At 66.7% G+C, this 25,839-nt stretch carries 21 protein-coding genes; 17 read left to right on the top strand and 4 right to left on the bottom strand.

Annotated features, from left to right (window positions below; translation table 11 throughout):
* Positions 1-73: 73 nt before the first annotated feature.
* The 4 genes from YQ44_RS09605 to YQ44_RS09590 all read right to left on the bottom strand — a co-directional run bounded on the left by YQ44_RS09605 (position 74) and on the right by YQ44_RS09590 (position 4,057).
* Entirely contained in the window at positions 74-547 is a 474-nt protein-coding gene (locus YQ44_RS09605) for a type II secretion system protein (RefSeq protein WP_071323184.1), read from the bottom strand.
* Between the two features lie 63 nt (positions 548-610).
* On the bottom strand, positions 611-1,117 hold the full coding sequence (locus tag YQ44_RS09600; protein ID WP_071323183.1) for a type II secretion system protein: 507 nt from the start codon (positions 1,115-1,117) through the stop codon (positions 611-613).
* A complete protein-coding gene (locus YQ44_RS09595) occupies positions 1,117-2,352 on the bottom strand; it encodes a type II secretion system F family protein (protein ID WP_071323182.1) in 1,236 nt (411 codons plus the stop codon). Before YQ44_RS09595 ends, YQ44_RS09600 begins: the two co-directional genes overlap by 1 nt.
* 1 nt (position 2,353) lies before the next feature.
* On the bottom strand, positions 2,354-4,057 hold the full coding sequence (locus tag YQ44_RS09590) for a GspE/PulE family protein (protein WP_071323181.1): 1,704 nt from the start codon (positions 4,055-4,057) through the stop codon (positions 2,354-2,356).
* 205 nt (positions 4,058-4,262) lie between these two features.
* Here YQ44_RS09590 and YQ44_RS09585 point away from each other — a divergent pair, with 205 nt between their 5' ends.
* The 17 genes from YQ44_RS09585 to YQ44_RS09505 all read left to right on the top strand — a co-directional run bounded on the left by YQ44_RS09585 (position 4,263) and on the right by YQ44_RS09505 (position 25,828).
* The gene (locus YQ44_RS09585) at positions 4,263-4,991 is read left to right on the top strand and encodes an ABC transporter ATP-binding protein (RefSeq protein ID WP_071323180.1); all 729 of its coding nucleotides are present in this window, start codon (positions 4,263-4,265) and stop codon (positions 4,989-4,991) included.
* The gene (locus YQ44_RS29510; protein ID WP_232251220.1) at positions 4,988-6,913 is read left to right on the top strand and encodes an ExeA family protein; all 1,926 of its coding nucleotides are present in this window, start codon (positions 4,988-4,990) and stop codon (positions 6,911-6,913) included. The genes YQ44_RS09585 and YQ44_RS29510 overlap by 4 nt, the downstream gene beginning before the upstream one ends.
* Before the next feature lie 122 nt (positions 6,914-7,035).
* Positions 7,036-9,003, top strand: coding sequence for a type II secretion system protein GspD (locus tag YQ44_RS09575; RefSeq protein WP_071323179.1), 1,968 nt, complete (start codon positions 7,036-7,038; stop codon positions 9,001-9,003).
* Positions 9,000-10,484 (top strand): tetratricopeptide repeat protein, encoded by a 1,485-nt coding sequence (locus YQ44_RS09570; protein ID WP_083411733.1) that lies wholly within the window; start codon positions 9,000-9,002, stop codon positions 10,482-10,484. The genes YQ44_RS09575 and YQ44_RS09570 overlap by 4 nt, the downstream gene beginning before the upstream one ends.
* A 7-nt stretch (positions 10,485-10,491) precedes the next feature.
* Entirely contained in the window at positions 10,492-12,195 is a 1,704-nt protein-coding gene (locus YQ44_RS09565; protein ID WP_071323178.1) for a GspE/PulE family protein, read from the top strand.
* A complete protein-coding gene (locus YQ44_RS09560) occupies positions 12,195-13,400 on the top strand; it encodes a type II secretion system F family protein (protein ID WP_071323177.1) in 1,206 nt (401 codons plus the stop codon). Before YQ44_RS09565 ends, YQ44_RS09560 begins: the two co-directional genes overlap by 1 nt.
* A 7-nt stretch (positions 13,401-13,407) precedes the next feature.
* On the top strand, positions 13,408-14,979 hold the full coding sequence (locus YQ44_RS09555) for a hypothetical protein (RefSeq protein ID WP_071323176.1): 1,572 nt from the start codon (positions 13,408-13,410) through the stop codon (positions 14,977-14,979).
* On the top strand, positions 14,976-15,659 hold the full coding sequence (locus YQ44_RS09550) for a hypothetical protein (protein WP_232251217.1): 684 nt from the start codon (positions 14,976-14,978) through the stop codon (positions 15,657-15,659). The genes YQ44_RS09555 and YQ44_RS09550 overlap by 4 nt, the downstream gene beginning before the upstream one ends.
* Complete coding sequence (locus YQ44_RS28775) at positions 15,656-16,078, top strand: hypothetical protein (RefSeq protein WP_156894755.1); 423 nt, start codon at positions 15,656-15,658, stop codon at positions 16,076-16,078. The genes YQ44_RS09550 and YQ44_RS28775 overlap by 4 nt, the downstream gene beginning before the upstream one ends.
* The gene (locus YQ44_RS09540) at positions 16,075-16,800 is read left to right on the top strand and encodes a hypothetical protein (protein ID WP_071323174.1); all 726 of its coding nucleotides are present in this window, start codon (positions 16,075-16,077) and stop codon (positions 16,798-16,800) included. Before YQ44_RS28775 ends, YQ44_RS09540 begins: the two co-directional genes overlap by 4 nt.
* The gene (locus YQ44_RS09535) at positions 16,797-17,510 is read left to right on the top strand and encodes a type II secretion system protein (protein ID WP_071323173.1); all 714 of its coding nucleotides are present in this window, start codon (positions 16,797-16,799) and stop codon (positions 17,508-17,510) included. The genes YQ44_RS09540 and YQ44_RS09535 overlap by 4 nt, the downstream gene beginning before the upstream one ends.
* A complete protein-coding gene (locus tag YQ44_RS09530; RefSeq protein ID WP_071323172.1) occupies positions 17,510-18,283 on the top strand; it encodes an ABC transporter permease subunit in 774 nt (257 codons plus the stop codon). Before YQ44_RS09535 ends, YQ44_RS09530 begins: the two co-directional genes overlap by 1 nt.
* Positions 18,283-19,017, top strand: a complete 735-nt coding sequence (locus YQ44_RS09525; RefSeq protein ID WP_071323171.1) for a hypothetical protein — start codon at positions 18,283-18,285, stop codon at positions 19,015-19,017. Before YQ44_RS09530 ends, YQ44_RS09525 begins: the two co-directional genes overlap by 1 nt.
* A 104-nt stretch (positions 19,018-19,121) precedes the next feature.
* Complete coding sequence (locus tag YQ44_RS09520) at positions 19,122-19,694, top strand: prepilin-type N-terminal cleavage/methylation domain-containing protein (RefSeq protein ID WP_071323170.1); 573 nt, start codon at positions 19,122-19,124, stop codon at positions 19,692-19,694.
* A 93-nt stretch (positions 19,695-19,787) separates the two neighbouring features.
* Positions 19,788-20,153, top strand: coding sequence for a YgiW/YdeI family stress tolerance OB fold protein (locus YQ44_RS09515; protein WP_071323169.1), 366 nt, complete (start codon positions 19,788-19,790; stop codon positions 20,151-20,153).
* A 216-nt stretch (positions 20,154-20,369) separates the two neighbouring features.
* Positions 20,370-24,908, top strand: a complete 4,539-nt coding sequence (locus YQ44_RS09510) for a PAS domain-containing protein (protein WP_232251214.1) — start codon at positions 20,370-20,372, stop codon at positions 24,906-24,908.
* A complete protein-coding gene (locus YQ44_RS09505; protein WP_071323168.1) occupies positions 24,905-25,828 on the top strand; it encodes a diguanylate cyclase domain-containing protein in 924 nt (307 codons plus the stop codon). Before YQ44_RS09510 ends, YQ44_RS09505 begins: the two co-directional genes overlap by 4 nt.
* The last annotated feature ends 11 nt before the right edge of the window (positions 25,829-25,839 follow it).

The raw sequence follows: 25,839 nt of genomic DNA, 5'->3' as shown, positions 1-25,839 counted from the left end.
GCCTGGGGTTGGGCTGGTGGTGCGCAAGGAAGGCCGGCGCGGGGCCTGGCCTTCCTTGCAGATTGCTCAAATATTACTTGCAGGTGGTTTTGTCTGCCGCGATATCAATGACCGGTGCGCCGCCTGCAGCGGTTGGCGCCGTGTAGGTCACCGTGCAGGTGCTACGCGTGGCATCCGGGGTCACGACGAAGCCTGCCGTGGTGGCGATCACGTAGTCTTTATTGCTGATGCCCGCAGCCTCGCCGATGCCTGCCGCGGTTGCCGCAGGGTAGCCAAACGCACCGTCGATGTCCTTGCCTTCCATCTGCACTTTCGGCGTATCGACGCCGCCCTTGACCAGCCATTGCGCGTGGTACAGCGCGGAACCGGCCTTGATGGCGCCGGCGGCCGCCTGCATCTTGGCCACGCGCGCATCGGTCGACATGTCGACGAATTTAGGAATCGCCGTCGCCGCCAGGATGCCCAGGATGACGATGACGACCACCAGTTCGATCAGGGTGAAACCTGCCTGGGCGCCGCTTTTGAAACTACGTAAGGATTTATTCATACCTGCTCTCCAAAATCAATTTAAAAACATCAAACTAAACATGAAACTGTCGCTGCACGGGACTCAGTGTGCCACCGGGTCCGGCAATTTCCACACCACAATATCGGGTTCCTGGGCGAGCTTTTCAATATCGGCGTCTGCACCCGGCAAGGTTACCTTAAATTTCACTGGATCAACACTTGTGGGGGAAAAAATATTGCCATTACTTAACAAATAGATGATTTTTTGTTCTTTTTTATCGAACAGCCAATTCCCTCCTGGCAATTTATCGAGCGCCGGCTGCTCAAACTCACCCAGGTAATTGGCAGGCTTGTCGGCCAGCCAGTCGAACGGGTTTTGCCGCGCCAGCGCCGGCAGCTGGTCGCGCCGGTCCGCCAGGTACAGCTGCAGCACCTGCACCCGCAGACTGGTGCGCAAGACGCCCAGCATCTGCGCCACGGACGTCTGCTGCGCCTGCTGCTGGTAGTAGGCCACGCGGCTGAGGAAGACCGTCACCAGCAGGGCGAACACGGCCGCCACGACGGCCAGTTCGAACAGGGTAAAACCGCGCTGGCGGGCGGGCGCGGCCATCAGTGCAGGGCCGCCCTGCCCAGGTCCCAGATCGGCAGGAAGATGCCCAGCGCCAGCACCAGCACCATGGCGCCGAGGAAGACGATCAGGATGGGCTCGATCTGCGCCGACAGGGTCTTCAGCTCGTAATCGACTTCGCGCTCGTACATGTCCGCGATCTCGTCCATCAGGTCGTCCAGCGAACCGGACTCCTCGCCCACGGCGATCATCTGCAGCACCACCGGCGTGAAGACACCGGCCGCCACCGAGGTGCGCAAGATGCTTTCGCCCCGCTCGACGCCGTCGCGCATCTGTTCCACGCGCGCGCTCAGGTAGGTGTTGTCGACGGTTTGCGACACCACCGTCAGCGCCTGCACGATGGGCACGCCGCTCGTGCTCGACAGGGCGAAGCTGCGCGCGAAGCGGGCCATGGTGCCCTTCAGGATGATCTTGCCGGCGATCGGCAGGCGCAGCTTGGCGCGGTCCCATTTGTACAGGCCATCCTTCGTGCGCAGCCAGGCGCGCCAGCCGAAGAAGCCGCCCAGCGCCGCCATCAGCAGCAGGGGCCAGTAGGTGACGGTAAAGCGCGAGGCGCCGATCAGGATGCGCGTCATCAGCGGTAGCTCGGCGTGGAAGCTGGCGAACACCTTCTCGAACTGGGGTATGACGAAGATATTCACCACCACCATGGCCGCGATCATGGCAAACACGACGAAGGTCGGGTAGCGCGTCGCCGTCTTCACGCGCGCGCGCATGTCGCGGTCGAATTCCAGGTGGTCGAACAGGCGCAGGAAGACTTCGTCCAGGCGCCCCGTCATTTCGCCCACGCGCACCATCGACAGGTAGAACGGCGTGAAGACCGCCGGGTGGCGCGCCATGGCGGCCGACAGCTCGCGCCCCGCATCCAGCGATTCGCGCACATCCTTGATGATGCGGCCGAACGCGGGACTGATGGCCGATTCCTGCAAGCCGGCCAGGCCGCGCATGATGGGCACGCCCGCCTTGAGCAGAGTGTACAGCTGGCGGCTGAACAGCTGCACGTCCATGGGCGTGACTTTTTTCTCGGTCAGCCTGGCCCACCAGCCCAGCTGGTTGGCGCCGGCGCCCGTCACCGTCTGTTTGGTGGCGCTGATGTCGACGGGCGTGATGCCGCCCGCCATCAGCTGGTCGGCCACGGCGCCGCTGTCGGCGCCTTCCATCACGCCGGTCAGCAGCTCGCCGCTGGCATTGCGCGCCTTGTAGGCAAAGAACGGCACGTCAATCCTCGCTCTGGTTGCTGATGCGCATCGCTTCAAGCACCGTCGTGCGGCCCTGCACCACCAGCTGCACGGCGTGGCGGCGCAGGGTCTCGCCCGCCATCTGCGCCGATGCCACCTTCATGAAATGCGACGGATCGGCATGGTTGGCCGCGTCGGCCACGGCGCGCGTGATTTCCAGCAATTCGTAGACGCCCGTGCGGCCCCGGTAACCCATGCCATTGCAATGCGAGCAGCCCTTGCCGTGGAAATACTGGTTGCGCTCGACCAGCTCGCCCAGTTCCAGGCGCAGCCATTCGTATTCGTTGGGCGTGGGCGCGTACGGCGTGCTGCAGCTTTCGCAGATCACGCGCACCAGGCGCTGCGCCAGCACGGCTTGCAGCGAACTGCCCACCATGTAGCGGGGCACGCCCATGTCCATCAGGCGCAGCGGCGTGCTGATGGCGTCGTTCGTATGCAGGGTCGACAGCACCAAGTGGCCCGTCATGGCGGCGCGCAAGCCGATTTGCGCCGTTTCCTGGTCGCGCATCTCGCCGACGAGCACGATGTCGGGATCCTGCCGCAGGGCCGAGCGCAGCACGCGGGCGAAGTTCAGCTCGATCTTGTCGTTCACTTGCACCTGGTTAATGCCAGGCAAGCGGTATTCGACGGGGTCTTCCACCGTGATCAGCTTTTTTTCCACCGAATTGAGTTCGGCCAGCGCGCAGTACAGGGTCGTCGTCTTGCCGCTGCCGGTGGGTCCCGTCACCAGCACGAGGCCGTTCGGCCGGTGCACGATGGCGCGGAACCGGTCCACCAATGCGGGCGGCATGCCGATGGCGTCCAGGCGCAGGGTCGTGCCGCCCTGGTTCAGCAGCCGCATCACCACCGACTCGCCGTACTGGGTCGGCATGGTCGAGATACGCACGTCGATGCGCTGATTCTTCACGCGGATGGCGAAGCGGCCATCCTGCGGCAGGCGTTTCTCGGAAATATCGAGGTCCGACATCAGTTTCAGGCGCAGCGCCAGCGAACTGGCGATCTTGCTGTCGGCCTCCGTCTGCAGATGCAGCACGCCGTCGATGCGGAAGCGGATCTGCAGCCGGCCCTCCTGCGGCTCGATATGGATGTCCGAGGCGCGCACCTGCGTGGCATCCTCGAACACGGATTGCAGCAGCTTGACGATGGGCGCCTCTTCCAGGCCCGGATTGACGGCCAGCGCGCCAAAGTCGACGGAGACGTCGCCCAGGTCCTGCTCCAGCTCGCGCGTCAGGGTGGAAATATCCTCGGTGCGGCGGTAAATGCGGTCGATGGCGGCCAGCACTTCCGTCTCGTTGACCACAGCCAGTTCGATATGGCGCTTGACCAGGCGCGCGATCTCGTCGTACGCGAACAGGTCGGTCGGATCGGACATACCGACCAGCAAGCCCTCGCGGCGGTCTTCCAGCACCAGCGCGCGGAAGCGCCGCGCCTGGGTTTCCGGCAACAGCCGCACCAGTTCGGGATTGATGTTGAAAAACTTCAGATTGATGTAGGGAATGTCGAGCTGGCGCGCCAGCGCACCCGAAATCTGCTCTTCCGTGACAAAGCCGTGCTCGACGAAGACGCGCCCCAGCTTGCGCCCCGAGCGCTTCTGTTCCGTCAAGGCCTGGCCCAACTGTTGTTCCGTCAGCAATTTCTGCTGCACCAAAATTTCACCGAGCCGGACTTTCTCTGGCCTTGCCATGCTTGCTCCTCGACAGATTCGACAGACGATGCACGCCAACGGCGTGCGCTGGTATTTTATTCCAGAACCTGTTGTTTCTTAAAGAAAATACATTCCATCGTTTGATATTTGCGCATTTCCGCAGACGACAAGGAAACACTTGCCGGGCGCCGGAACGCATGGCAATAATGGCGGTCGTTCACCGTCCCCATCCACCATTGCCCCTATGAACGCCTGCGCCATCGAGTACCACAACGTGCACAAGCAGCTGGCCGGCAATGCCGTCCTGCGCGGCGTCGACCTCGACATACGCGCCGGCGAGCTGTTCGGCCTGGTGGGCGTGAATGGCGCGGGCAAGACCACCCTGCTCAAATGCCTGCTCGATTTCTGCACGCCCGACCTGGGCAGCATCGCCATCTTTGGCCAGCCGCACCGGCACAGCGCGGCGCGCCAGCCCATCTCCTTCCTGCCGGAACGCTTCCAGGCGCCGCATTACCTGACGGGCGGCGATTTCCTGCGCTATCTGTTGCGTTTGCACAAAGTGCGCTACGACGAGGGAGCCGTGCAAGCGGCCATCGCCGCGCTCGACCTGGCGCCGTCCGCCCTGAGCCGGCCCGCGCGCGACTATTCGAAAGGCATGATGCAGAAACTGGGACTGGCTGCCTGTTTATTGTCAGGCAAGCCGCAGCTGGTGCTCGATGAACCGATGAGCGGACTCGACCCGAAGGCGCGCGCCCTGTTCAAGCAGGCGCTGCGGCAACTGCGGGCACAGGGCCGCGGCGCCCTGCTCACCTCGCATGCGCTGGCCGATATCGACGAACTGTGCGACCGCATGGCCATCCTGCATGAAGGCCGCATGTTGTTTACGGGTACGCCGGCCGAATGCCGCGCGCGCCACGGCGGCGCGGCCGATGCCAGCCTCGAGCAGGCGTTCCTGAACTGCATCGCGGCATGAAGCCCGCAAGGTCGCCGCACGGCATGTACCTGGCCCATTTCGGCTTGCGCACGGCCCCGTTCGGCATCACGCCCGATCCCGCCTTCTTTTATCCGGGCAATACGCGGGGCGAGCTGCTGGCCGCGCTGCTGTACGCCGTCACGCAAGGCGAAGGCATCATCAAGCTGACGGGCGAAGTGGGCAGCGGCAAGACCATGCTGTGCCGCATGCTGGCCGAACGGCTGCCGGCGCCGGTCGATGTGCTGTACCTGCTCAACCCCAGCCTGGAAGCGGACGAGGTCATGCACGCCATCGCCGCCGAGCTGGGGCTCGACACGACCGGCCATGGCGCCGATGCCGTGCTGCGCGCCCTGCACGGCGAACTGATCGCCAGGCATGCGGCGGGCCGCCAGGTGGTGCTGCTGGCCGAAGAGGCGCAAGCGATGCCGGTGGCCACCCTGGAAGCTCTGCGCCTGCTGACGAACCTGGAAACGGCCAGTCACAAGCTGCTGCAAATCGTGCTGTTTGGCCAGCCGGAACTGGAGCACACGCTGGCCCTGCCGCAGCTGCGGCAATTGAAGGAACGCATCACGCACAGCTTTACCGTGCCGCGCCTGCCGCCCTCCCTGTTGGGCGACTACCTGGCATGCCGGCTGGCGGCCGCCGGCCGCGCCACGCCGCTCGTCTTCACGCCGCAGGCGCTGCGGCGACTGGCCCGCGCGTCGCAGGGAATCGTGCGCAGGATCAACATCCTCGCCGACAAGGCCTTGCTGGCCGCGTACGCCGACGATGCGCAGCAAGTGGCGGCGCGCCACCTGCGCCTGGCGATCGCCGACAGCCCGTTCGGCACGCTCGGCCCCGCGCCATGGCATGCCGGCACGCTGCTGGCGCGCGCCTTGATCGCCGTCATGCTGCTGCTGGCCGGAGCGTTGCTGTGGCAATGGCTGGCGCCGTTGGCGGCAAGCCCCCCTGCCCCTGTGTCGATGGCACGGCCGGCAGCGGATACAGGCACAGGCGCTACAGGCACAGGCGCGCCTGCGACGGCGGCAGTGCGCACGGATGGACAAGCGCCCGCACCGACGCCCGCACCGCTGGCAACACCGGCGCCGGCAGGTGCGCCGGCAAACGTGCCGGCTGGCAGCATGCCAGGCACACGGGCGGGCAAGGCGCCAGGCACATCGGATACAGCACAGACACCAAGCGCCGCATTCGCATTCGTATCGGCGCCGGCCACCGCCGCAGCATCGGCACCGGCACCGGCACCAGCACCGGCGTCAATGCCGTCATCGGCGCCGCCCGTCAGGCCGGCCAGCGCGCCAGCATCGATATCGGCATCGGCATCGGCATCGGCGGCGCCACTGCTGGCAACAGCCAGTACGCCGGCCGGAGCAGCCAGCAGCAGGCCGTCACGCAGCGAAGCACGCGCCCAGGCCAGCCCCGGGCCAACGGCGCCCGCACAGCGGCCGGCACCCACGCCGCTGCTCGACAGCAGCCTGGCCGCATCGCGCGCATGGCTGGCGCGGCAAGAGCCGCAGCAGCTGGTGCTGCATGTCGCCAGCATGCCCGCCAGCGACGCGGCGACGGCGGAAGCATTCCTGCAACAAGCGCAACAAGCCATCGGCTTGCGCGACATCCACGTCTTTCGCCTGCGCGCCAACGCGCCCGACGCGCCCGACGCCACGCTTGCCGCGGCACAGGCAGATCTGCATGCCGGTGCGCGTGCCACTGCCAAAACCAGCGCCCATACGCGCGCCAACGCGGCCAAGGACACGCCGGCAAGCGCCGCTTGGCGATTGGCCATCGTCTATGGCAGCTTCGCCGACCGCGCCAGCGCACAGGCCGTGTGGGCGAGATTGACGACTACCTCACCACAGAAACCATTACTCAGCAACATCGACAGTATCCGCAAGGAAATGATATCCATTTCCCAGGAAAAACCCTGACGTGGTGGTTACCAACTTTATTTGTTCATATTCCCTCCCGGGCCTGCACACACGATTGCTTTTAGAGGATCATGGTGGTTAAAATTGCAAAAGCACAACACGACTCCAAGGGCGAACTTTTCATGACTCAACACCCTATTCCTGTGCTGGCCTCTTGCGTCACCGTTGCCTGCTGCGCCATGCTGGCCGGCTGTGCTTCGCATCAAATGCCCGTATCGCCCGGACATATCAATGAAGCACCGCGCCCCGCTGGCGCCATTCCCGAACCCGTACAGCAGAGCAGCGTGCTGGCCGCGCCACTGCCGGCCGCCAAGGCCGAAACCTACAGCGTCACCGTGCACAAGGTGCCCGTGCAGTCGCTGCTGTTCGCGCTGGCGCGCGATGCCGGCATGAATATCGACATCCACCCGCAGATCGACGGCAGCGTAACGCTCAACGCGCTGAACCAGACCCTGCCGCAATTGCTCGCGCGTATCAGCAAGCAAGTCGATATGCGCTACGAAATCGATGGCAAGAACCTGCTGGTGCTGCCCGACGCGCCCGTCTGGCGCAACTACAAGATCGATTACGTCAACATGGCGCGCAGCACCAACAGCAGCGTCAATATCGCCACGCAGATTTCCACGGCCGGCGGCGGCACGAATAGCGGAAACAATCCGAATGGCGGCAACCAGGGCGGCAGCAACGGCAATAACAATTCGACTACCCTGGTGGTGAATCGTTCAGAGAATAATTTCTGGTACAGCCTGGAAAGGAATATCCGCGACTTGCTGCGCGAAACCACGCTTAACGATGTGCAAGTCGATCCGCTGGCGCAGCTGAACCAGCAACTGACGACGATGCAAGGCCAGCAGGGCCAACAGGGCCAGAACCAGGGCGGCAACCAGCCTGTGCCGGGCCAGTATGGCGGGCAATATGGCGGCCAGTACGGCAACCAGCTCCCGCAGCAGAATGGCGGCCAGTATGTGCAAGGCCAGGCAGCGCCGGGCCAGCAGCAGGCCAACCCCGGCGCGAACCAGGCCCAGCCCACGGATGCGAACGGCATGCCCCTGTTAAAACTGGCCAACAAGGGCAGCCCGTCGTCGGTGGTGGTCAATGTCGAGGGCGGCTTGATCGCCGTGCGGGCCACGGGCCGCCAGCATGAGAAAATCGCCGAATTCCTCGACGTCGTGCTGCACAGCGCCAAGCGGCAAGTACTGATCGAGGCGACCATCATCGAGGTACGCCTGAGCAACGAATACCAGCAGGGCATCAACTGGTCGCGCCTGACGGGCAGCCTGAGCCTGACCCAGAAGCAAGTGGGCACTACCCCGCTCAGTAGCGGCGTAGTGCCCGGCACCACGCCCGGCCTCTTCGTGCTCAATTATCTGAAAGACAGTTTTACCACCACCATCCAGCTGCTGGAATCGTTCGGCAAGGTGAAAGTGCTGTCCAGCCCGAAGATCAGCGTGCTGAACAACCAGACGGCGATGCTGAAGGTGGTCGACAACAATGTCTTTTTCACCATCAAGGTGACGCCGGCCGTGATCAGCTCGACCGGCACCATCACCACGCCGGCCACCTATGAATCGAAGCTGGAAACCGTGCCCGTGGGCTTCGTCATGAGCGTCACGCCGCAGATTTCCGACAGCGATGAAGTGACCTTGAACGTGCGCCCCACCATCACGCGCATCGTCGGCTATGTGCAGGATCCGAATCCGGCCCTGGCCACGGCCAGCGTGGTCAGCCGCGTGCCCGTGATCCAGGCGCGCGAGCTGGAATCGATCATGAAGGTGGGCAATGGGCAGATCGCCGTGATGGGCGGCCTCATGCAGGATTCCATCGACAATGCCAAGGATGGCGTACCTGGCCTGTCCAGCCTGCCCGTGGTGGGCAACTTGTTTACCTATCGTAACGAAGCAAGCAGCAAGACGGAGCTGGTGATCTTCATGCGCCCCGTGGTCGTCAAGGATGCCAGCATCGACGGCGATTACCGCGACTACCGCTACCTGCTGCCGGGCCAGGCGCCGCTGAACACCCAGCCGTACTCGGATGGGCAGCCCGCTGCGGCCGTCCAGCCGCAGGCCCGCCTGCAGGGAGATGTCCCATGAGCTTGCTCATGCAGGCGCTGAAGAAAGCCGAACGCGCCAAGCAGAACAGCCTGCACGAGGACGAACTGGAAAAGCCGTCCGAAGCGTACGACCAGGTGCTGGCACTGGCGCCAGCCGATGCCGCGCCATTGCGGCCGGCACCAGCCGCCGCGCCGCCGGCGCCCTCGTCAGGCACCCTGAGCCTGGAACCGCTGGCCGAGGCGCCGGCGCCTTCAGCGGGACCGGCGCCGGGACCGGGACCGACACCGACACCGACGCCCGCGCCGCCGGCCAGGCCCCAACCTGACCCCAGCGCGGCCCAGCCGGGCGCGGGACCGCGTCCCGAGGCACAGCGCGCGCGCAGCGAAGCGCCGCCGGCCCGGCCACGCCCCGCGGCCGGCGCCAGCCGCAGCAAGACGCCGCCGCGCGGACCCATCAGCGTCGATCCGGCCACCGTGCGCCTGGCCGTGCTGCTGGCCATCCTGCTGCTGGTGGCCGGTTCCATGGCTTACTGGTACTGGCGCGCCAGCAACAGTCCTGGCGCGGGCGCCAACCTGCCCGGCGTGCCCATGCCGCTGACGGACGCTCCGGGCACGGCCGGCGCCGCCGGTCCCATCCTCGTCTTGCCCGGTCCAGGTGCGGCAGCGCCAGCCACCGCAGCGGCCACCGCGCCGGAATATGCGCCGCCAGAGCCGCGCCACGAGGCGCGCAGCCCGTCGGCCGCGGCGGAACAGCAGGCGATGATACAGGCGGCGGCCCAGGCGGCCGTGGCCGCGCAGCTGGCGCAGCAGCCTCCGCCCGCACCGCCCAGCCTGCCGCCCGTGATGGCGCCGGACAACAGCCAGATCCAGGTGCTGCGCAACGCGCCCGCGCCGCAGGTCCATCCCGGCGTGCAGCAGGCGTATCAGGCGCTGAACGGCGGCCAGCTGGGCACGGCCCGCCAGCAGTATGAAGCCGTGCTGCAGCAGGACGACAGCAACCGCGACGCGCTGCTGGGCCTGGCGGCCGTGGCCCAGCGCGAAAACCAGGGCGCGCAGGCGGCGGCCCTGTATGTGCGTTTGCTCGAGATCAATCCCGACGATGGCGTGGCGCTGGCGGGACTGATCGGCTTGCGCCAGGGCGACGTCGTGCAGAGCGAAGCGAAATTGAAAGCCATCCTGGCCCGTTCGCCCGACAGCGGCCCCGTCTTGTTTGCACTGGGCAATGTGTACGCCAAGCAGCGCCGCTGGTCCGAGGCGCAGCAGCAATTCTTCCGCGCCTACAGCGCCGTGCCCGGCAATCCCGATTATGCCTTCAACCTGGCCGTCGGCCTGGACCGGCTGAACCAGCCGAAGCTGGCCGCCACCTATTACCAGCGCGCGCTGGTCCTGGCGCAAACGGCGCCGGCCGCCTTCGACCGCGCCGTCGTGCAGACGCGCTTGCGCGAACTGGGCGGCGCACCTACGGCGGCCTCCTCCGCCGCGCCCGCCGACCCGGCCATCGTCATCATCCGTCAGGAATAAGCATTACATGGCAGAACAAGCAAAACTTCCACTTGGCAAGCTGCTGATCCAGAAAGGCGTGATCAGCGAAGACCAGCTGCGCATCGCCCTGATCGAGCAGAAACGCAGCAGCGAACCGCTGGGCAAGCTGCTCATCATGCTGGGCTTCGTCACGGAAGCCACGGTGCGCGAAGCACTCAGCGAAAACCTCAAGCAAGTCAGCGCCGACCTGTCCAGCCTGGTGGTCGACGCCATCGCCCTGAAACTGATCCCGAAGGACGTGGCCAAACGCTACCGCGTCTTTCCCATCGTCTACGAGCGGCAAGCCGACAATCTGATACTGGCCATGGCCGACACCAGCAACATCGTTGCGCTGGACCAGATCAGCGCCATGCTGGTCAAGGGCATCACGATTTCCACGGTGCTGGTCAACGAATCGGACATTTCGCGCGCCATCGACCAGTATTACGGTTTCGAGCTGTCGATCGACGGCATCCTGCACGAGATCGAGACGGGCGAAGTCAATTACCAGAGCATGGCCTCGCCTTCGGACGAGTACAGCCAGCCCATGGTGCGCCTGATCGACGCGCTGCTGGCCGATGCCGTGCAAAACAGCGCGTCCGACATCCATTTCGAACCGGAACAGTCGTTCCTGCGCATCCGCTACCGCATCGACGGCATCCTGCGGCAAATCCGCAGCCTGCACAAATCGTACTGGCCGGCCATGGCCGTGCGCCTGAAGGTGATGTCGAACATGAATATCGCCGAGGCGCGCGCGCCGCAGGACGGGCGCATCAGCATCAAGTTTTCCGGCCGGCAAATCGACTTTCGTGCCTCGGCGCAACCGACCACGCATGGCGAAAACTTCGTGCTGCGCGTGCTGGACCGGCAAAAAGGCATCGTCCCGCTCGACGCGCTGGGCCTGGCCGAAACGGAACTGAACCTGCTCAAACTGATGATCGCCCGCCCCGACGGCGTCATCCTCGTGACGGGGCCGACGGGCAGCGGCAAGACCACCACCCTGTATTCGATACTCAACCATATCAATACGGAAAGCGTCAACATCATGACCCTGGAAGACCCGGTCGAGTATCCGATGAACATGATACGCCAGACCTCGGTCAACGATTCCGTCAAGCTGGGCTTTGCCGACGGCATCCGCTCGATGATGCGGCAAGACCCGGACATCATCCTGGTCGGCGAGATCCGCGACCGCGAAACGGCGGAAATGGCCTTTGCCGCCGCCATGACGGGGCACCAGGTGTATTCCACCCTGCATACAAGCTCGGCCATCGGCTCCGTCTCGCGCCTGCTCGACATCGGCATCCTGCCCGACATCATGGCCGGCAACATCATCGGCATCGTGGCGCAGCGCCTGGTGCGCCGCTTGTGTCCGCATTGCAAGGAAACGGCGATCGCCGACGACGTCGAGCGCCGCCTGCTGGGCCTGGCGTCCGAAGCGCCGCCGGTGAACATCTGCCGCGCCGCCGGCTGCGAGCGCTGCGCGCACCAGGGCTACAAGGGACGGCTGGCCATCATGGAAATCCTCAAGATGACGGCCGAACTCGATGAATTGACGGCGCGCCGCGCCAGCTTGCGCGAACTCAAGGCCGCCGCGCGCGCGGCAGGCTTCAAGGCCCTCGTCGACGACGGTATGCGCCGCGTGCGCGAAGGCGTGACGACGCTCGAGGAAGTCGCCCGCGTCGTCGACCTGACGGATAGGCTCAGCTGATGGCGCAATATGTCTACCGCGCCATGGATGCCGCCGGCGAGATGATTCCCGGCAGCATGGAGGCGGCCAATGTGCCGGACCTGGAGGCGCGCCTGCACCGCATGCAGCTCGACTTGATCGACTGCAAGATCACGGGCCAGTATCTGGTGTTGCTGGGCAAGCGGGTCATCCACCGCCGCGACCTGATCAATTTCTGTTTCCACATGGAACAGTTGACGGGCGCGGGCGTGCCCATCCTCGAGGGCTTGAACGACTTGCGCGAAAGCACGGATCACCCGCGCCTGCGCGAAGTCGTCACGGACCTGATCGAGAGCATCGAAGGCGGCCTGCCCCTGTCGGGGGCGCTGGCCCAGCATGGCGACATCTTCGACGCCACGTTTACCAGCCTGATCCTTGCGGGAGAGCAAAGCGGCAAGATCGCCGACGTCTTCAAGAACCTGTCGGAAAGCCTGAAGTGGCAGGATGAGCTGGCTTCGCAGACGCGCAAGATCGTCATGTATCCGGTCGTCGTCGCCGTGGTCGTGTGCGCCGTGACGTTTTTCCTGATGATTTACCTGGTGCCCCAGCTGACGGCCTTCATCCGCAACATGGGCGGCGAACTGCCGCTGCACACGCGCGTGCTCATTGCCGTGTCGAATGTGTTCATCGATTACTGGTATGTGCTGCTGGCCTTGCCCCTGCTGCTGTTCTTCGGCCTGCGCGCGGCGATCCGCCGCAGCGAGGCGGCCCGCTATGCGTGGGACGGCTTGAAACTGCGGCTGTGGCTGGTCGGCCCCGTGCTGCACAAGATCATCCTGGCCCGTTTCGCCACGTTTTTCGCGCTGATGTATGCGTCCGGCATCACCATCCTCGAATGCATCCGTTTGTCCGAAGGCATCGCCGGCAACCAGGTGGTGGCCGCCGGCCTGCGCCGCGCCGCCCGGCTGATCAGCGAAGGCCATGGCGTGACGGCCGCCTTCCAGCACACGGGCATCTTCCCGCCGCTGGTGATCCGCATGCTGAAGGTGGGTGAAGCGACGGGTTCGCTCGACACGGCCTTGCGCAATGTCAGTTATTTCTACAACCGCGAAGTGAAGGAATTGATAGAAAAAGTGCAAGCCATGATCGAGCCGACGATGACGGTGATCCTGGGACTGCTGCTGGGCTGGATCATGCTCTCGGTGCTCGGTCCCATCTACGACACCATCAGCACTATCAAAACCTGAGGCCGCCGTGTTCCGCAAACAATTGCTCTACCTGACCAGCGAAGCCCTGTGCGCCTACGACTGGCGCAACGGCGCGCTGGGCACGGGCCAGTGCTTTCCCGCCAGCGCGGCCGGGCTGGACGGCTTTGCCGCCTGGCTGGAAGACCCGCGCGAGCAACGGCTGGACGTGCCCGCCTACCTGCTGACGGACCTGATCGAGGAAGACTTCCAGCGCCAGCTGCTGCCCCACGTGCGCGGCAAGGCGGGGCGCGCCCTGCTCGAACGGCGCAAGCAACAGCTGCACCGCGACACGCCCTACCGGGGCAGCGCCCTGCTGGGCCGCGAAAGCACGGGCCGCCACGACGACCAGGTGCTGTTCTTTGCGCTGACCAATCCCTCGCTGCTGCAGCCGTGGACGGAAGCGCTCGAACACTTGCGCATCCCCGTGGCCGGCCTGTATTCGACCAGCCTGCTGAGTATTGCCCTGGTAAAAAAACTGGCGCTCACGCACGAACACCTGCTGCTCGTGACGCAGCAATCGGGCGGCTTGCGGCAAAGCTATTACGAAAAGGGCCAGTTGCGCTTTTCGCGCCAGACGGCGACCATCGCACTCGACGGCGTGGCCGTGAACATCGTGCTGGAAACGGAAAAAACGCGGCAATTTCTCACCAGCACGCGCATGCTGGCGCGCGGCGACGTGCTCAATACCGTCATCCTGGCGCCGGCCGCGCAGATCGCCAAGCTCGAATTGCTGTGCGACAACGGCGTCGAAGTGGCCTACCACTTCATCGACCTGCAGCTGGCCAGCGAGCGCGTGGGCCTGCGGCAAACGCCGGCCCTGGCCGACCAGTTAATGCTGACTTTGCTGGGCAAGCACCCGCCGCCCAGCCATTATCCGCCGGGTCCGCTGGCCCGCTACTACCACTTCCAGCGCGCGCGCAAGACGCTGTATGGCGCCAGCGCCCTGATCGGCACGTCGGCGGCCCTGTGGTGCGTGATCAATCTGCTCGGCGGCATCAACGATGCGGCCGGCACGCAGCGGCTGCGGCAGGAAACGGCGTCCTACCAGGAACGCTACCGCAGCACCATGGCCAACCTGCCGCCGGCGCCGGCGCAGACGCAGAACATGAAGGTGGCCGTGACCCTGGGCCGCATGATCGCCAGCCAGGCGCCCGAGCCGGGCAGGCTGCTGGGCATGCTGAGCGCGGCGCTGGACCAGGCGCCGCAGGTCAAGCTGGGCCAGCTGCAATGGAATGCGGGCGCGGCGCCGCTGCGCACGGCCGCCAGCCAGCAGCCGCCACCGCCCCAGCATGGCGCCGGCGCCGCGCCGCTGGGCGGCATACTGGCCGGTATTCCCGTCGCGCCGCCGCAGGCCCTGCGCCTGGAAGCGGATGTCGACATGCCGAACAACGACTACCGCGCCGCGCTGGCCGCCATCACGGCCTTCGCGCAGACGCTGGCGCGCCAGCCGGGCCTGCAGGTGGCGATCGAGGAAGCGCCGCTGGACCTGCGCTCCAGCGTGGCCCTGTCGGGCAGGAGCGCCACGCCGGCGCCCGACAGCCAGGCCCGTTTCACCCTCTTGCTCGTGTGGCAGCCATGAGCGGCCCCCTCAAGCAGCCGCCGCTGCCCGGCATGAAAAAAGCCGCCGCACCCGCGCGCACCCTGCCCCTGTGGCTGGGCGAACTGGCGCTGATACGCCGCGCCCTGCTGTGCTTTACCGCGACCATGCTGGCCAGCCTGGCGCTGCTCAGCCTGAGCATCGGCTACCGCGAACGCCAGGCCGACGAATTGGAAACGGCGCGCCACGCGCGCTCGGCGGCCGCCAGCCTGTTCAATCACGTGGAAGCGGAAAAGCAGGAAATCCGCGCCTATGAACCGCAATTCCTCGCCCTGCGCCTGCGCGGCCTGATCGGCGAGGAAAACCGCCTGGCCTGGATCGACGCCATCCGCCTGAGCCAGGAACAGCGCAAGCTGCTGCCGATCAGCTACGACATCGGCGCGCAGCAGCTGCTGCAATTGCCGTCGTCCGTGGCCACGGGCCAGTATCAATTGCGCGCCAGCAAGATGCAGCTGCATATGGATTTATTGCATGAGCTCGATCTGCTGAATTTCCTGGGCGACTTGCGCCAGGCCGGCTATTTTGCCGTGCACGACTGCATGCTCAAGCGCCATGGCGCGGGCGGCGGCGCGGCAGCCATGGCGCCCACGCTGAGCGCCGATTGCAGCCTGCTGTGGCTGACCCTGGGCAGCGCCCCCGTGCCCGCGCAGGGGCGGCCATGAAGGGCCGCGCCATGCTGTGGACGCTGCTGCTCGGCGCGGCAAGCGCCGTCCACGCCCAGGGACAGCCGCTGGGACGGTTGTTTTCCTCGCCCGAACAGCGGGCGCAGCTCGATGCCCAGCGCTACGGGCCGCCGCCCGGCGCGCCCGTCCTGGCCCCGCCGCCACCTCCGCCACCGCCGCCGCCCGCCCCGCCCGTGGAACTGAACGGGGTGGTGCAGCGCAGCAGCGGGCGCTCCACCATCTGGCTGAACCAGACGCCGCAGCAGGAGCCGCATAACCAGCTGACGCCCGGCAAGGCGGGAGCGCCGGGCAGCCTGACCCTGCGCCTGTCGAATGGCCAGCTGGTGGTGCTGAAACCGGGCCAGCGCTACGATCCGGCCAGCGGCAGCGTCACGGAAGCACCCGAGGCACAGCCATGAAACCCCTGCCGCCATACGGCCGCCAGCGCGGCACCGCATTGCTGCTGCTGGTGGCCGTGCTGGGCCTGGGCGCCGCCAGCCTGCTGATCGGCGCCTTCGGCCGCAACACGGCCGAAGCGGAGCGCCAGCTGCGCACCCTGTCCACCCTGGCGCAGGCGCGCGAGGCCCTGCTGGGCTTTGCCGCCACGCATGGCCGCCTGCCGCGTCCGGCCGCCTCCGCCCTCGATGGCCGCGAACGCCCGGCCGACTGCGCCGGCGACGCCGATTGCAGCGGTTTCCTGCCGTGGGTGGCGCTGGGCGTGGCCGGTGTCGACGCCTGGGGCAAGCTGCTGCGCTACAGCGTCACGCCGGAAATGGCGCGCGCGCCCATCGTCTCGTTTTCCGCCGTCGCCAACCGCGTCGTGCTGGGGCGCGATGGCGGCGGCCAATTCATTTACGTGGCGGGACAGGAGCAGTGCGATGTCAGCGCCCAGTGCCTGCCCGCCGTGCTGTTCTCGCAAGGCAAGGACGGCCATGGCACGTCCGGCGCCGGCGTCGCGCAACGCCCTGCGGCACGCGGCGCCATCGACGCGGCCGCCAATGACGGCGCCAGCCGCAGCTTCATCTCGCGCCCCGCCAGCGGCAATGACGCCATGCCAGGCGGCGCCTTCGACGACCAATTGACCTGGATTACCGTGCCCGCCCTCTACCAACGCATGCGCGCCGCGCGCAACCTGCCATGAACGGCCCCGCCAAACACGCCCGCCAGCGGGGCTTTTCCCTGATCGAGATCGCCATCGTGCTGGTCATCGTCGGCCTGATGATAGGCGGCCTCGTCACGCCGCTGACGGTGCAGCTGGAACAGCGCAAGGTGGCCGAGACGCAAAAAGCGCTGGACGAGGCGAAGGAAGCGCTGATGGGCCATGCGCTGCGCTACGGCTACCTGCCCTGCCCCGCCATTTCCGCCATGAATGGCCTGGAAGACCGGCGCGGCACCCGCTGCACGGGCGAAAAGCGCGTCGGCTTCCTGCCCTGGGCCACCCTGGGACTGCGCCAGAGCGACAGCTGGAACCACCTGTTCCGCTACAGCGTGACGCCGGCCTTCAGCGACAGCGAGCAGCAGTTCAGCCTGGGCACGCCGCGCGACATCAGCATCGTCACGCGCAACGGCGGCGCGCTGGTGCAGGCGACGGCGCTGAACGACATTCCCGCCATGATCATGTCCCACGGCAAGAACGGCCTGGGCGCCACCAGCGAGCAGGGCCAGCGCCAGGCGCAGCCCGCAGGCCGGCACATCGACGAGCGCAGCAACGCCGCCAGCGCCAACATCTTCATCAGCCGCGCCGCCAGCGGCGAAGCGCAGGCCGGCGGCGAGTTCGACGACCTCGTCGTCTGGCTGTCGCCGAACATCCTGTTCAACCGCATGGTGGCGGCGCAAAGGCTGCCCCGCTGATGGCCATGCTCGCCCCCGCCCTCACCATCGCCCGCTACACCGTGCTCGAAGCGCTGCGCAGCCGCCTGCTGTGGCTATTCGTGCTGGCCGCCTGCGCCGGCGCCGGCCTGGCCGGCTTTTTGCAGCAACTGGCGCTGACGGAAAGCGGCGCCGTGCAGGCGGCCCTGCTGGCGGCCGTGCTGCGCCTGGCCAGCGTCTTCCTGCTGGCCGCCTTCATCGTCACCAGCATGGCGCGCGAAGCGGCCGACAAGGGCCTGGAACTGCTGCTGGCCCTGCCCATGCCGCGCTGGGCCTACCTGCTGGGCAAGCTGCTGGGCTACGCGGCGCTGGCGGCCGTGCCGGCCGTGCTGTTCGGCGCGCTGATGAGCGCGTTCGCCGCGCCCGCCGCCAGCGCCCTGTGGGCCGCCTCCCTGCTGGGAGAATTGTGGATCATGGCCGCCTTCAGCCTGCTGTGCGCGGCCAGCCTGCAGCAGGCGCTGCCGGCGCTGGCCGCGACGGGCGGCTTTTATGTCCTGGCGCGCACGGTGGGCAGCCTGCAATTGCTGGCGCACGGCCCGCAAGCGGGTCCGTCCTGGCCGCGGCAAACGATGGCGGGCGCCGTCGACGTGCTGGCCCTGCTGCTGCCGCGCCTCGACGATTTCACGCGCACGGAATGGCTGCTGTACGCCACGGGAAGCTGGCACGCGGCGGCGCACATCGCGGCGCAGACGGCCATCTATGTCACCCTGCTGGCCAGCTGCGCCCTGTGCGACTTTTACCGCCGGAATATCTGATGAGAATCGCCCTGCGCCCCTGGTCCGGCGTGCCGCGCGCCCTGCGCTGGCTGCTGGCGGCCAGCCTGCTGCTGCAGCTGGGCTGGCAGCTGGCGCGGCAGGCGGAGCCGCCACAGGCGCGTCCCTTGCCCGCGCCGCCGCCGGCGGCCGTGGCGCGCCTGGCCAGCCTGGGCGAACCGCTGGCCATGTCGAAAGCGATGCTGCTGTACCTGCAGGCGTTCGAGGACCAGCCCGGCGTCAGCCTGGCGTGGCGCGAACTCGACTACGACCGCCTGGCGGCCTGGCTGGAGACGGCGCAGGCGCTCGACCCGCGCAGCCAGTACGCGCTGGTGGCCGCCAGCGCCGTGTATGCGGGCGTGGCCGACCCGCGGCGCGCGCGCATCATGCTGGCGTTTGTCGCCGCCAGTTTCGCGGCCGATCCGGCGCGCCGCTGGCCCGCCATGGCGCAAGCCGTGCTGGCGGCGAAGCACCAGCTGCGCGACTTGCCGCTGGCCCTGACCTATGCGCGCCAGCTGCGCCTGCTGGCGACGGGGCCGCGCGTGCCGCCGTGGGTGCGCGAGATGGAAGCGTTCATCCTGGAAGACATGGACCAGCTCGACAGCGCGCGCCTCGTGATCGGCGGCCTGATCCAGAGCGGCCAGATCACCGACCCGCACGAGCTGGCCTTCCTCGCGCGCCGCCTCGACGAACTTGCCGTCCAAATTAGCGCAAAGAAAGCACACTCGACGCACTGATACAGCCACCGGCAACGCGACGGGAGCGCCCCCCGCGCGTGGCCATTTGCAGTAAACTGCCGATGACCTGCCCCGCAGGTCCATGCTCTTGATAAGGAAATCCCATGACTCCACGCCGCCAGCAAGGCTTTACCCTCGTCGAAATCGCCATCGTCCTGGTCATCATCGGGCTGCTGCTCGGCGGCGTGCTGAAGGGACAAGGCTTGATCGACAGCGCCAAGGTGAAGAACATCATCCAGCAGTCGAATTCGCTGACGGCCGCCGTCAACGCCTACCAGGACAAGTTCCGCGCCCTGCCCGGCGACGATATCCAGGGCACCGTGCACGTGCCCAATTCGGCCGGCAACGGCAATGGCGACGGCCAGATCGGCGACGGCCAGCCGCGCGAATTCACCCTGGCGCCGCAGCACCTGGCGCTGGGCGGCTTCATCACGGGTTCCTACAACGGCACCTCGCAATTCATGACCAGCGCCCAGGGCGGCGCCGTCTACCTGTACAACGACGAAGTGGGCGGACGGGCGGGCAACGGCATCCGTTTCGACAACCTGCCCGAAGGCTACGCGGAGCAGATCGACAGCAAACTCGACGATGGCATGGCCAGCACGGGTTCCGTCCGGGCGAACATGCCATATGGCAATACCGGTGCTATCATTCCCCGCACCGCCGTGTTTTTCTGAGCAGGCAGTCACTATCATGCCGGGAGCCTGCGCAAGCGCAGCGCCATCCCGCCGCATGCTCCGCGCCCGTCGCGCATCACTGAAAGGAACACCATGCCACTGCACCGCACCTTGATCATTTCCCTGGCCGCCGCCGCTGCCTTGCTGGCCGGCGGCGCGCAAGCGCAATACGTGGGTCCGTCGAGCGGTCCCGAAGCGCCGAAGAACGTGGCCGCCATCCTGAAAAATCCCGTCGACGACCAGGCCGTCGTACTGCGCGGCTACCTGCTGCGCAAGGTCGGCAATGAAAAATACAGCTTCTCCGACGGCACGGCGGAAATCCGCGTGGAAATCGATGACAAGGTCTTCATGAACCGCAAGATCGACGCCAAGACCCAGGTGGAAATCCGCGGCGAAGTGGAAAAGGACTTCCTGGAAAGCCCGGAAATCGACGTCGACGTGCTGACCGTCGTGCAATAAGCCAGTTTATCCTCCCGCCGCTCCTGCGGCGGGACGCTTTCCCCGCCATCGCCTCCTCCGCCCGCCCCCGCTTCTGTGTGCCCCGCGCAACCTTTTTTTACTGCCAGAAACTAGGCTTGTCAGAACAATCAATTTCGTCTAGCATCTTTTCATTCTACGTCAGCCAGCGCCAGCGTGAGCCGGCCTGTCGACTCATCCATTCTGGGAGCCTTCCGGGTGCAAGATTTGCCTTCGATACGCTCAAGAATTTCATGGCTGGTGCTCGCCTGGGGCATGCCGACGGCCCTGGTATTTATCCTGCTTGTGGCGCAAAGCTATACGCGCGAACGCGACCATGTGGTCAGCGAGACGGCGCAGGCGGCGCGCGCCGTGGCCGCCGCCGTCGAACGCGACCTGGGCGGCGCGCAGATGGCCGCGCGCATCCTGGCCAGCTCGTCCGCCCTGCAGGACGGTGACACCGGCGCCCTGCGCGCGCTGGCGGCCAGCCTGCTGCAGCCGGGCGTGGCCGTCAGTACCTTCATCATTTCCGACGCGGCGGGACGCCCGCTGGTCAATACCGCGCTGCCGGCCGCGCAAACGCCGCCGCCCTTGCCGCCAAAATGGACCGCCAGCATGCAGCGCGCGCGCGATTACGGCAAGCCACGCCTGACCAGCTTGCTCGACGCTCCCGGCGCCGTGCCACAACTGGCCCTGAACCTGCCGCTGCCGCGCGCGCGCGGCGGCGCCTACGTGCTCACGGCGCTGTACCCGGCCGACTACCTGCCCATGCTGCTGCGCGAACTGAACTTGCCGGCCTACCTGGGCGCGGCCATCATCAACGCCGACGGCATCAACGTGGCCCGCACGCTGGCGCCGCAACGCTATGTGGGCCAGCGCAGCGCGGCACCGTTGCTCGAGCAGATACGCCAGGCGCGCGAAGGCGTGCTGCGCCATGTCACGCTCGATGGCATCGATGTCTATTCCGGCTTCCGCCGCGCGCGCGACGACGCCTGGACGGTGGCCGTCACCATGCGCACCAGCACGGTGGCCGAAGCCCTGCTGCGCTCGGTGGTCACGGGTTCGGCGATCCTGGCCTTGCTGCTGGGCGCCGCCTTCGCCCTGGCGTGGCGCATGGGCGGACGCCTGGCGCGCACCTTGCAGGAACTGACGCAGCAGATACAGACGCTGGCGCAAGGCAAACCTTTGCTACTGGGCAAACATACGGACCGCGAATCAGTCGACATGGCGAGCGCCCTGGGCGCGCTCGAACGCGACTTGCGGCGCCACCGCACGCAACTGGAAAGCCTGGTGGCCGAACGCACGCTGGCGCTCGAGAAATCCACGCGCCTGCTCGAAACCGTGTATGCGACGGCGCCCATCGGCATGCTGTTTGTCGACCGCGAACTGCACATCGTCATGATCAACCAGTACCTGGCCGCCATCAACGCGGCCAGCGTGGCGCAGCACATCGGCCGTCCCGTGGGCGCCATGCTGTTCGACCCCGTCGTGCGCGTCGAAGTCGAGCGCTGCCTGCGCCAGGTGCTGGAAACGGGGCAAGCCATCGTCGATGTCGAACTGAAAGGCCATAGCGGACAGCAACGCGAGCAGGCCAGCCACTGGATCGTTTCCTACCATCCGATCTTCGGCCAGGAACAGCAATTGCTGGGCGTGTCCGGCCTGTGGCTCGACATTACCGAACGCAAGCGCAGCGAAGCGGAATTCCGCCGTTCCAAGCACCTGTTCGGTACCATCATCGAAAACATCCCGGCCATGGTCTTCGTCAAGCGCGCCGACAAGCTGAGCTTTGAAATGGTAAACCGCCATACGGAACTGACCCTGGGCCGCTCGCGCGAGCAATTGCTGGGCAAGTCCGACCACGATTTCTTCCCGCCGCAGCAGGCGGCCGCGTTCATCAGCGCCGACCGCAAGCTGCTGGCGACGGGGCAGATGGTGGAAATCGAGCAGGAAGCGATCAACACGGCCGACGGCACGACGCGCCATTTCACCACTCGCAAGGTGGTGCTGCGCGACGACGCGGGGCGCGCCAGCCACGTGCTGGGCGTGTCCATCGATGTCACGGAGCGCAAGCGCGCCAGCGAAGTGCTGCACGCCACCACCTGGCGCCTGGAACAGAGCGAGCGCTTCATCCGCACCGTCACCGACAACCTGCCCGGCATGGTGTCGTACTGGGGCCACGACTTGCGCTGCCGCTTTGCCAACAAGTTCTACAACGAGTGGTTTGGCCGCAGCAGCGCCGAGCTGGCCGGCATCCACATGAGCGAGCTGCTGGGACAGGAGCTGTTCGACGTGTATGCGCCCCACGTGGAAGGCGTGCTGGCGGGCCGGCCGCAAAGCTTCGAGCGCGACCTGCTCGACCCCACGGGCCAGGTGCGCCATACCTGGACCAATTACATTCCCGATTTCGACGACAGCGGCGGCGTGCGGGGCTTCTTCGTGCTGGCTTCGGACGTGTCCGAGCTCAAGCGCACGGAACTGCGCCTGCACGAATTGAACGAACAGATGGTGCGCGCGCGCGACAAGGCCGAGGCGGCCAGCATCGCGAAGAGCGAGTTCGTCGCCAACATGAGCCATGAAATCCGCACGCCGATGAACGCCATCATCGGCCTGGCGCGCCTGCTGGAAGAGTCGCCGCTGGAACGGCGCGAGCGCAGCTACGTCAGCAAGATCCAGATGGCCACGCAGTCGCTGCTCAATATCGTCAACGACGTGCTCGATTTTTCCAAGATCGAGGCAGGCCAGATGGTGCTCGAGCAGCGCCGCTTCCAGCTCGAGCGCATGCTGGGCAGCGTCGGCGTGCTGCTGGCCAGCAGCGCCTGGGCGCGCGGCGTGGAACCCGTGTTCGTGCTCGACCCGGGCGTGCCGGCCGAGCTGGTCGGCGACGCCTTGCGCGTGGAACAGATCCTCATCAACCTCGTCGGCAACGCCGTCAAGTTCACCAAGCAGGGCGAAGTGGTGCTCTCCATCCGCGCCGTGGCCGAGGATGCGGCCAGCGTCACGCTCGAGTTTTCCGTGCGCGACACGGGCATCGGCATCGGCGCGGCCGAGCAGGAGCATATCTTCGACGCCTTTTCGCAGGGCGACACCAGCACCAGCCGCAAATATGGCGGCACGGGGCTGGGACTGGCCATCTGCCGGCGCATGGTGGACTTGATGGGCGGCCAGATCAGCGTCAGGAGCACGCTGGGCGAAGGTTCGGACTTCCGCTTCAGCTGCCGCTTCGAGCGCGTCGCCGCCATGGCCGCCGTGGCCGAGGCGCCGGGCAAGGCTGCCGCCAGGCCGCTGTCGCTGCTGATCATCGACGACAATGCCAGCGTGCGCGCCATGCTGGAAGCGTGGTGCGCGGCGCAGGGCTGGCACAGCCGCAGCGCCGATGGCGGTGCCGCCGGCCTGGCCCTGCTGCGCGCCCACGCCAGCGGCACGGGCGGCCTGCCGGCGGCGGACATCGTGCTGCTCGACGCGGCCATGCCCGGCATGGATGGCATTTCCATGCTGACCGAGGCGCGCGGCGACGGCGCGCTGGCGCTGCCGCCCGTGATCATGCTGGTGGCCGACCAGGATAGCGAAAACCTCGAACGCCTGGCCGACAGCCTGATGCTCGCCGGCATCGTCGCCAAGCCGGCCACGCCGGCGCGCCTGCTGGCGGCCGTGGCGGCCGTGCGCGAGGGGCGCAATGGCCGCAACGCGCCGGCCGTGCTGCCCGTTTCCACTCCCCTGTCGGGCTTGCTGGCGGGCATGCGCGTGCTGCTGGTGGAAGACAATGAAATCAACCAGGAAGTGGCGCAATACATCCTGCTGCACTCGGGCGCGCGCGTGGCCGTGGCCGCCAACGGCCAGCTGGCCGTCGACGTGCTCGCGCGCACGCCGCACGCCTTCGACGTGGTGCTGATGGATTTGCAGATGCCCGTCATGAACGGCTATGAAGCGACGCTGGCCATCCGCGCGCTCGGTTTGCCGGACCTGCCCATCGTCGCCATGACGGCCAACGCCATGGACGAGGACCGTTTGCGCGCCATCGCCAGCGGCATGAATGCGCACGTGGCCAAGCCCATCGATGTCGACGAGATGATCCAGACCCTGACGCGCCTCGTGCCGGCCCGCCAGGGCAGCGCCGGCGGCGCTGGCGCTGCCCTGGACGACGCGGCCACGGGTGCGCTGGAAGTGCCGGCCACGGTGCCCGGCATCGACCTCGAAGCGGCGCTGCACCGCTTCGGCGGCGACTATGGCGCCTTCCTGGCCTTGCTCAAGCGCTTCGAAAATTCGCAAGGCGACGCCGTCGAGGAAACGCGGCGCCTGCTGGCCGATGGCCAGAGCCGGCAGGCGGCGCAGCTGCTGCACCGCGTGTGCGGCGTGGCGGCCAACCTGGGCGCGGCGGACATCGCGCGCCTCGCCGCCGAAGCGGAACAGGCGCTGAAGACGGGCAATGCGCACGCCACGGCCACTGCGCTGGCCCGGCTGGAACAGGCGATGGCCGAAGTCATCGAAGCGGCGCGCACCCTGCCCCTGCCGCGCAGCCAGCCGGCGGCTGACCTGGCCGGCGCGGCGCAGGTCGACCTGCGCGCCGGCCTGGCCGAACTGCTCGTATTGATCCGCAACAACAACCTGAAGGCGCTGGCCCGCTTCCACGCCCTGCACCCCGCCATACAACAGTCAGACCGAGAAGCCGCTCTGGCGATGGCAAATGCGATCGAGACGCTGAATTTTTCCGATGCGGAAAAGCTCGTGCTCGATCAGCTGAAACGAGAGGAAAACAAGTGAGCTGGACCAACCTTGCCATGAATGGGCGCATCCTCATCGTCGATGACGCCATGGAAAATATCCAAATCCTGCACCAGTTGCTGCGCGAGGAGCACGACGTGCTGTTCGCCCTGAGCGGCGAAAAAGCGCTGGAGATTGCGCATAAACAACTACCCGACCTGATCCTGCTCGACGCCGTCATGCCCGGCATGGATGGCTATGCTGTGTGCAACGCGCTGCGCGAATCGGCCATCCTCAGCGCCATTCCCGTCATCTTCGTCACCGCCCTGAACCAGCCCGAGGACGAGACGCGGGCGCTGGAAGCGGGCGCCGTCGATTTCATCACGAAACCGTTCAACGCGGCCGTCGTGCGCGCCCGCGTGCGCACCCAGCTGACCATCAAGCGCCAGGCCGACGCCATGCGCGAGCTGTCGCTGACGGATTCGCTGACGGGCGTGGCCAACCGGCGCAGCTTCAACGACACCATGGAAAGCGAATGGCGGCGCTGCGCCCGCGACGGCATGGCCATGGCCCTGATCATGGCCGACATCGACCACTTCAAGGATTACAACGATACCTATGGCCACCAGGCCGGCGACCTGTGCCTGCAGCAGGTGAGCGCCGCCATGCGCCGCTGCGCCGTGCGCCCGCCCGACCTGCTGGCCCGCTACGGCGGCGAGGAATTCATCGTGCTGCTGCCGCAGGAAACGCGCGGCGGCGCCGAAGTGGTGGCCCAGCGCATCCTCGACGAAGTGCGCGCGCTGCAAATCCCGCACGCCAGGTCCAGCGTCGGCCCGCACGTCACCGTCAGCCTGGGCATGGCCAGCGTCATGCCCACGGATGGCATGGACGCCAGCGCCCTGATCCGCGCCGCCGACGCCCTGCTGTACCGCGCCAAGCACACGGGTCGCGACCGCTACTGCGCCTCCGACGCGGAGTAAGCGGGCAGCGC

Origin of the sequence: Janthinobacterium sp. 1_2014MBL_MicDiv (genome assembly GCF_001865675.1) — a bacterium.
GTDB lineage: Bacteria > Pseudomonadota > Gammaproteobacteria > Burkholderiales > Burkholderiaceae_D > Janthinobacterium.
The sequence above is the reverse complement of the archived record's forward strand: the minus strand, read 5'-3'. Positions and strand labels throughout refer to the sequence as shown.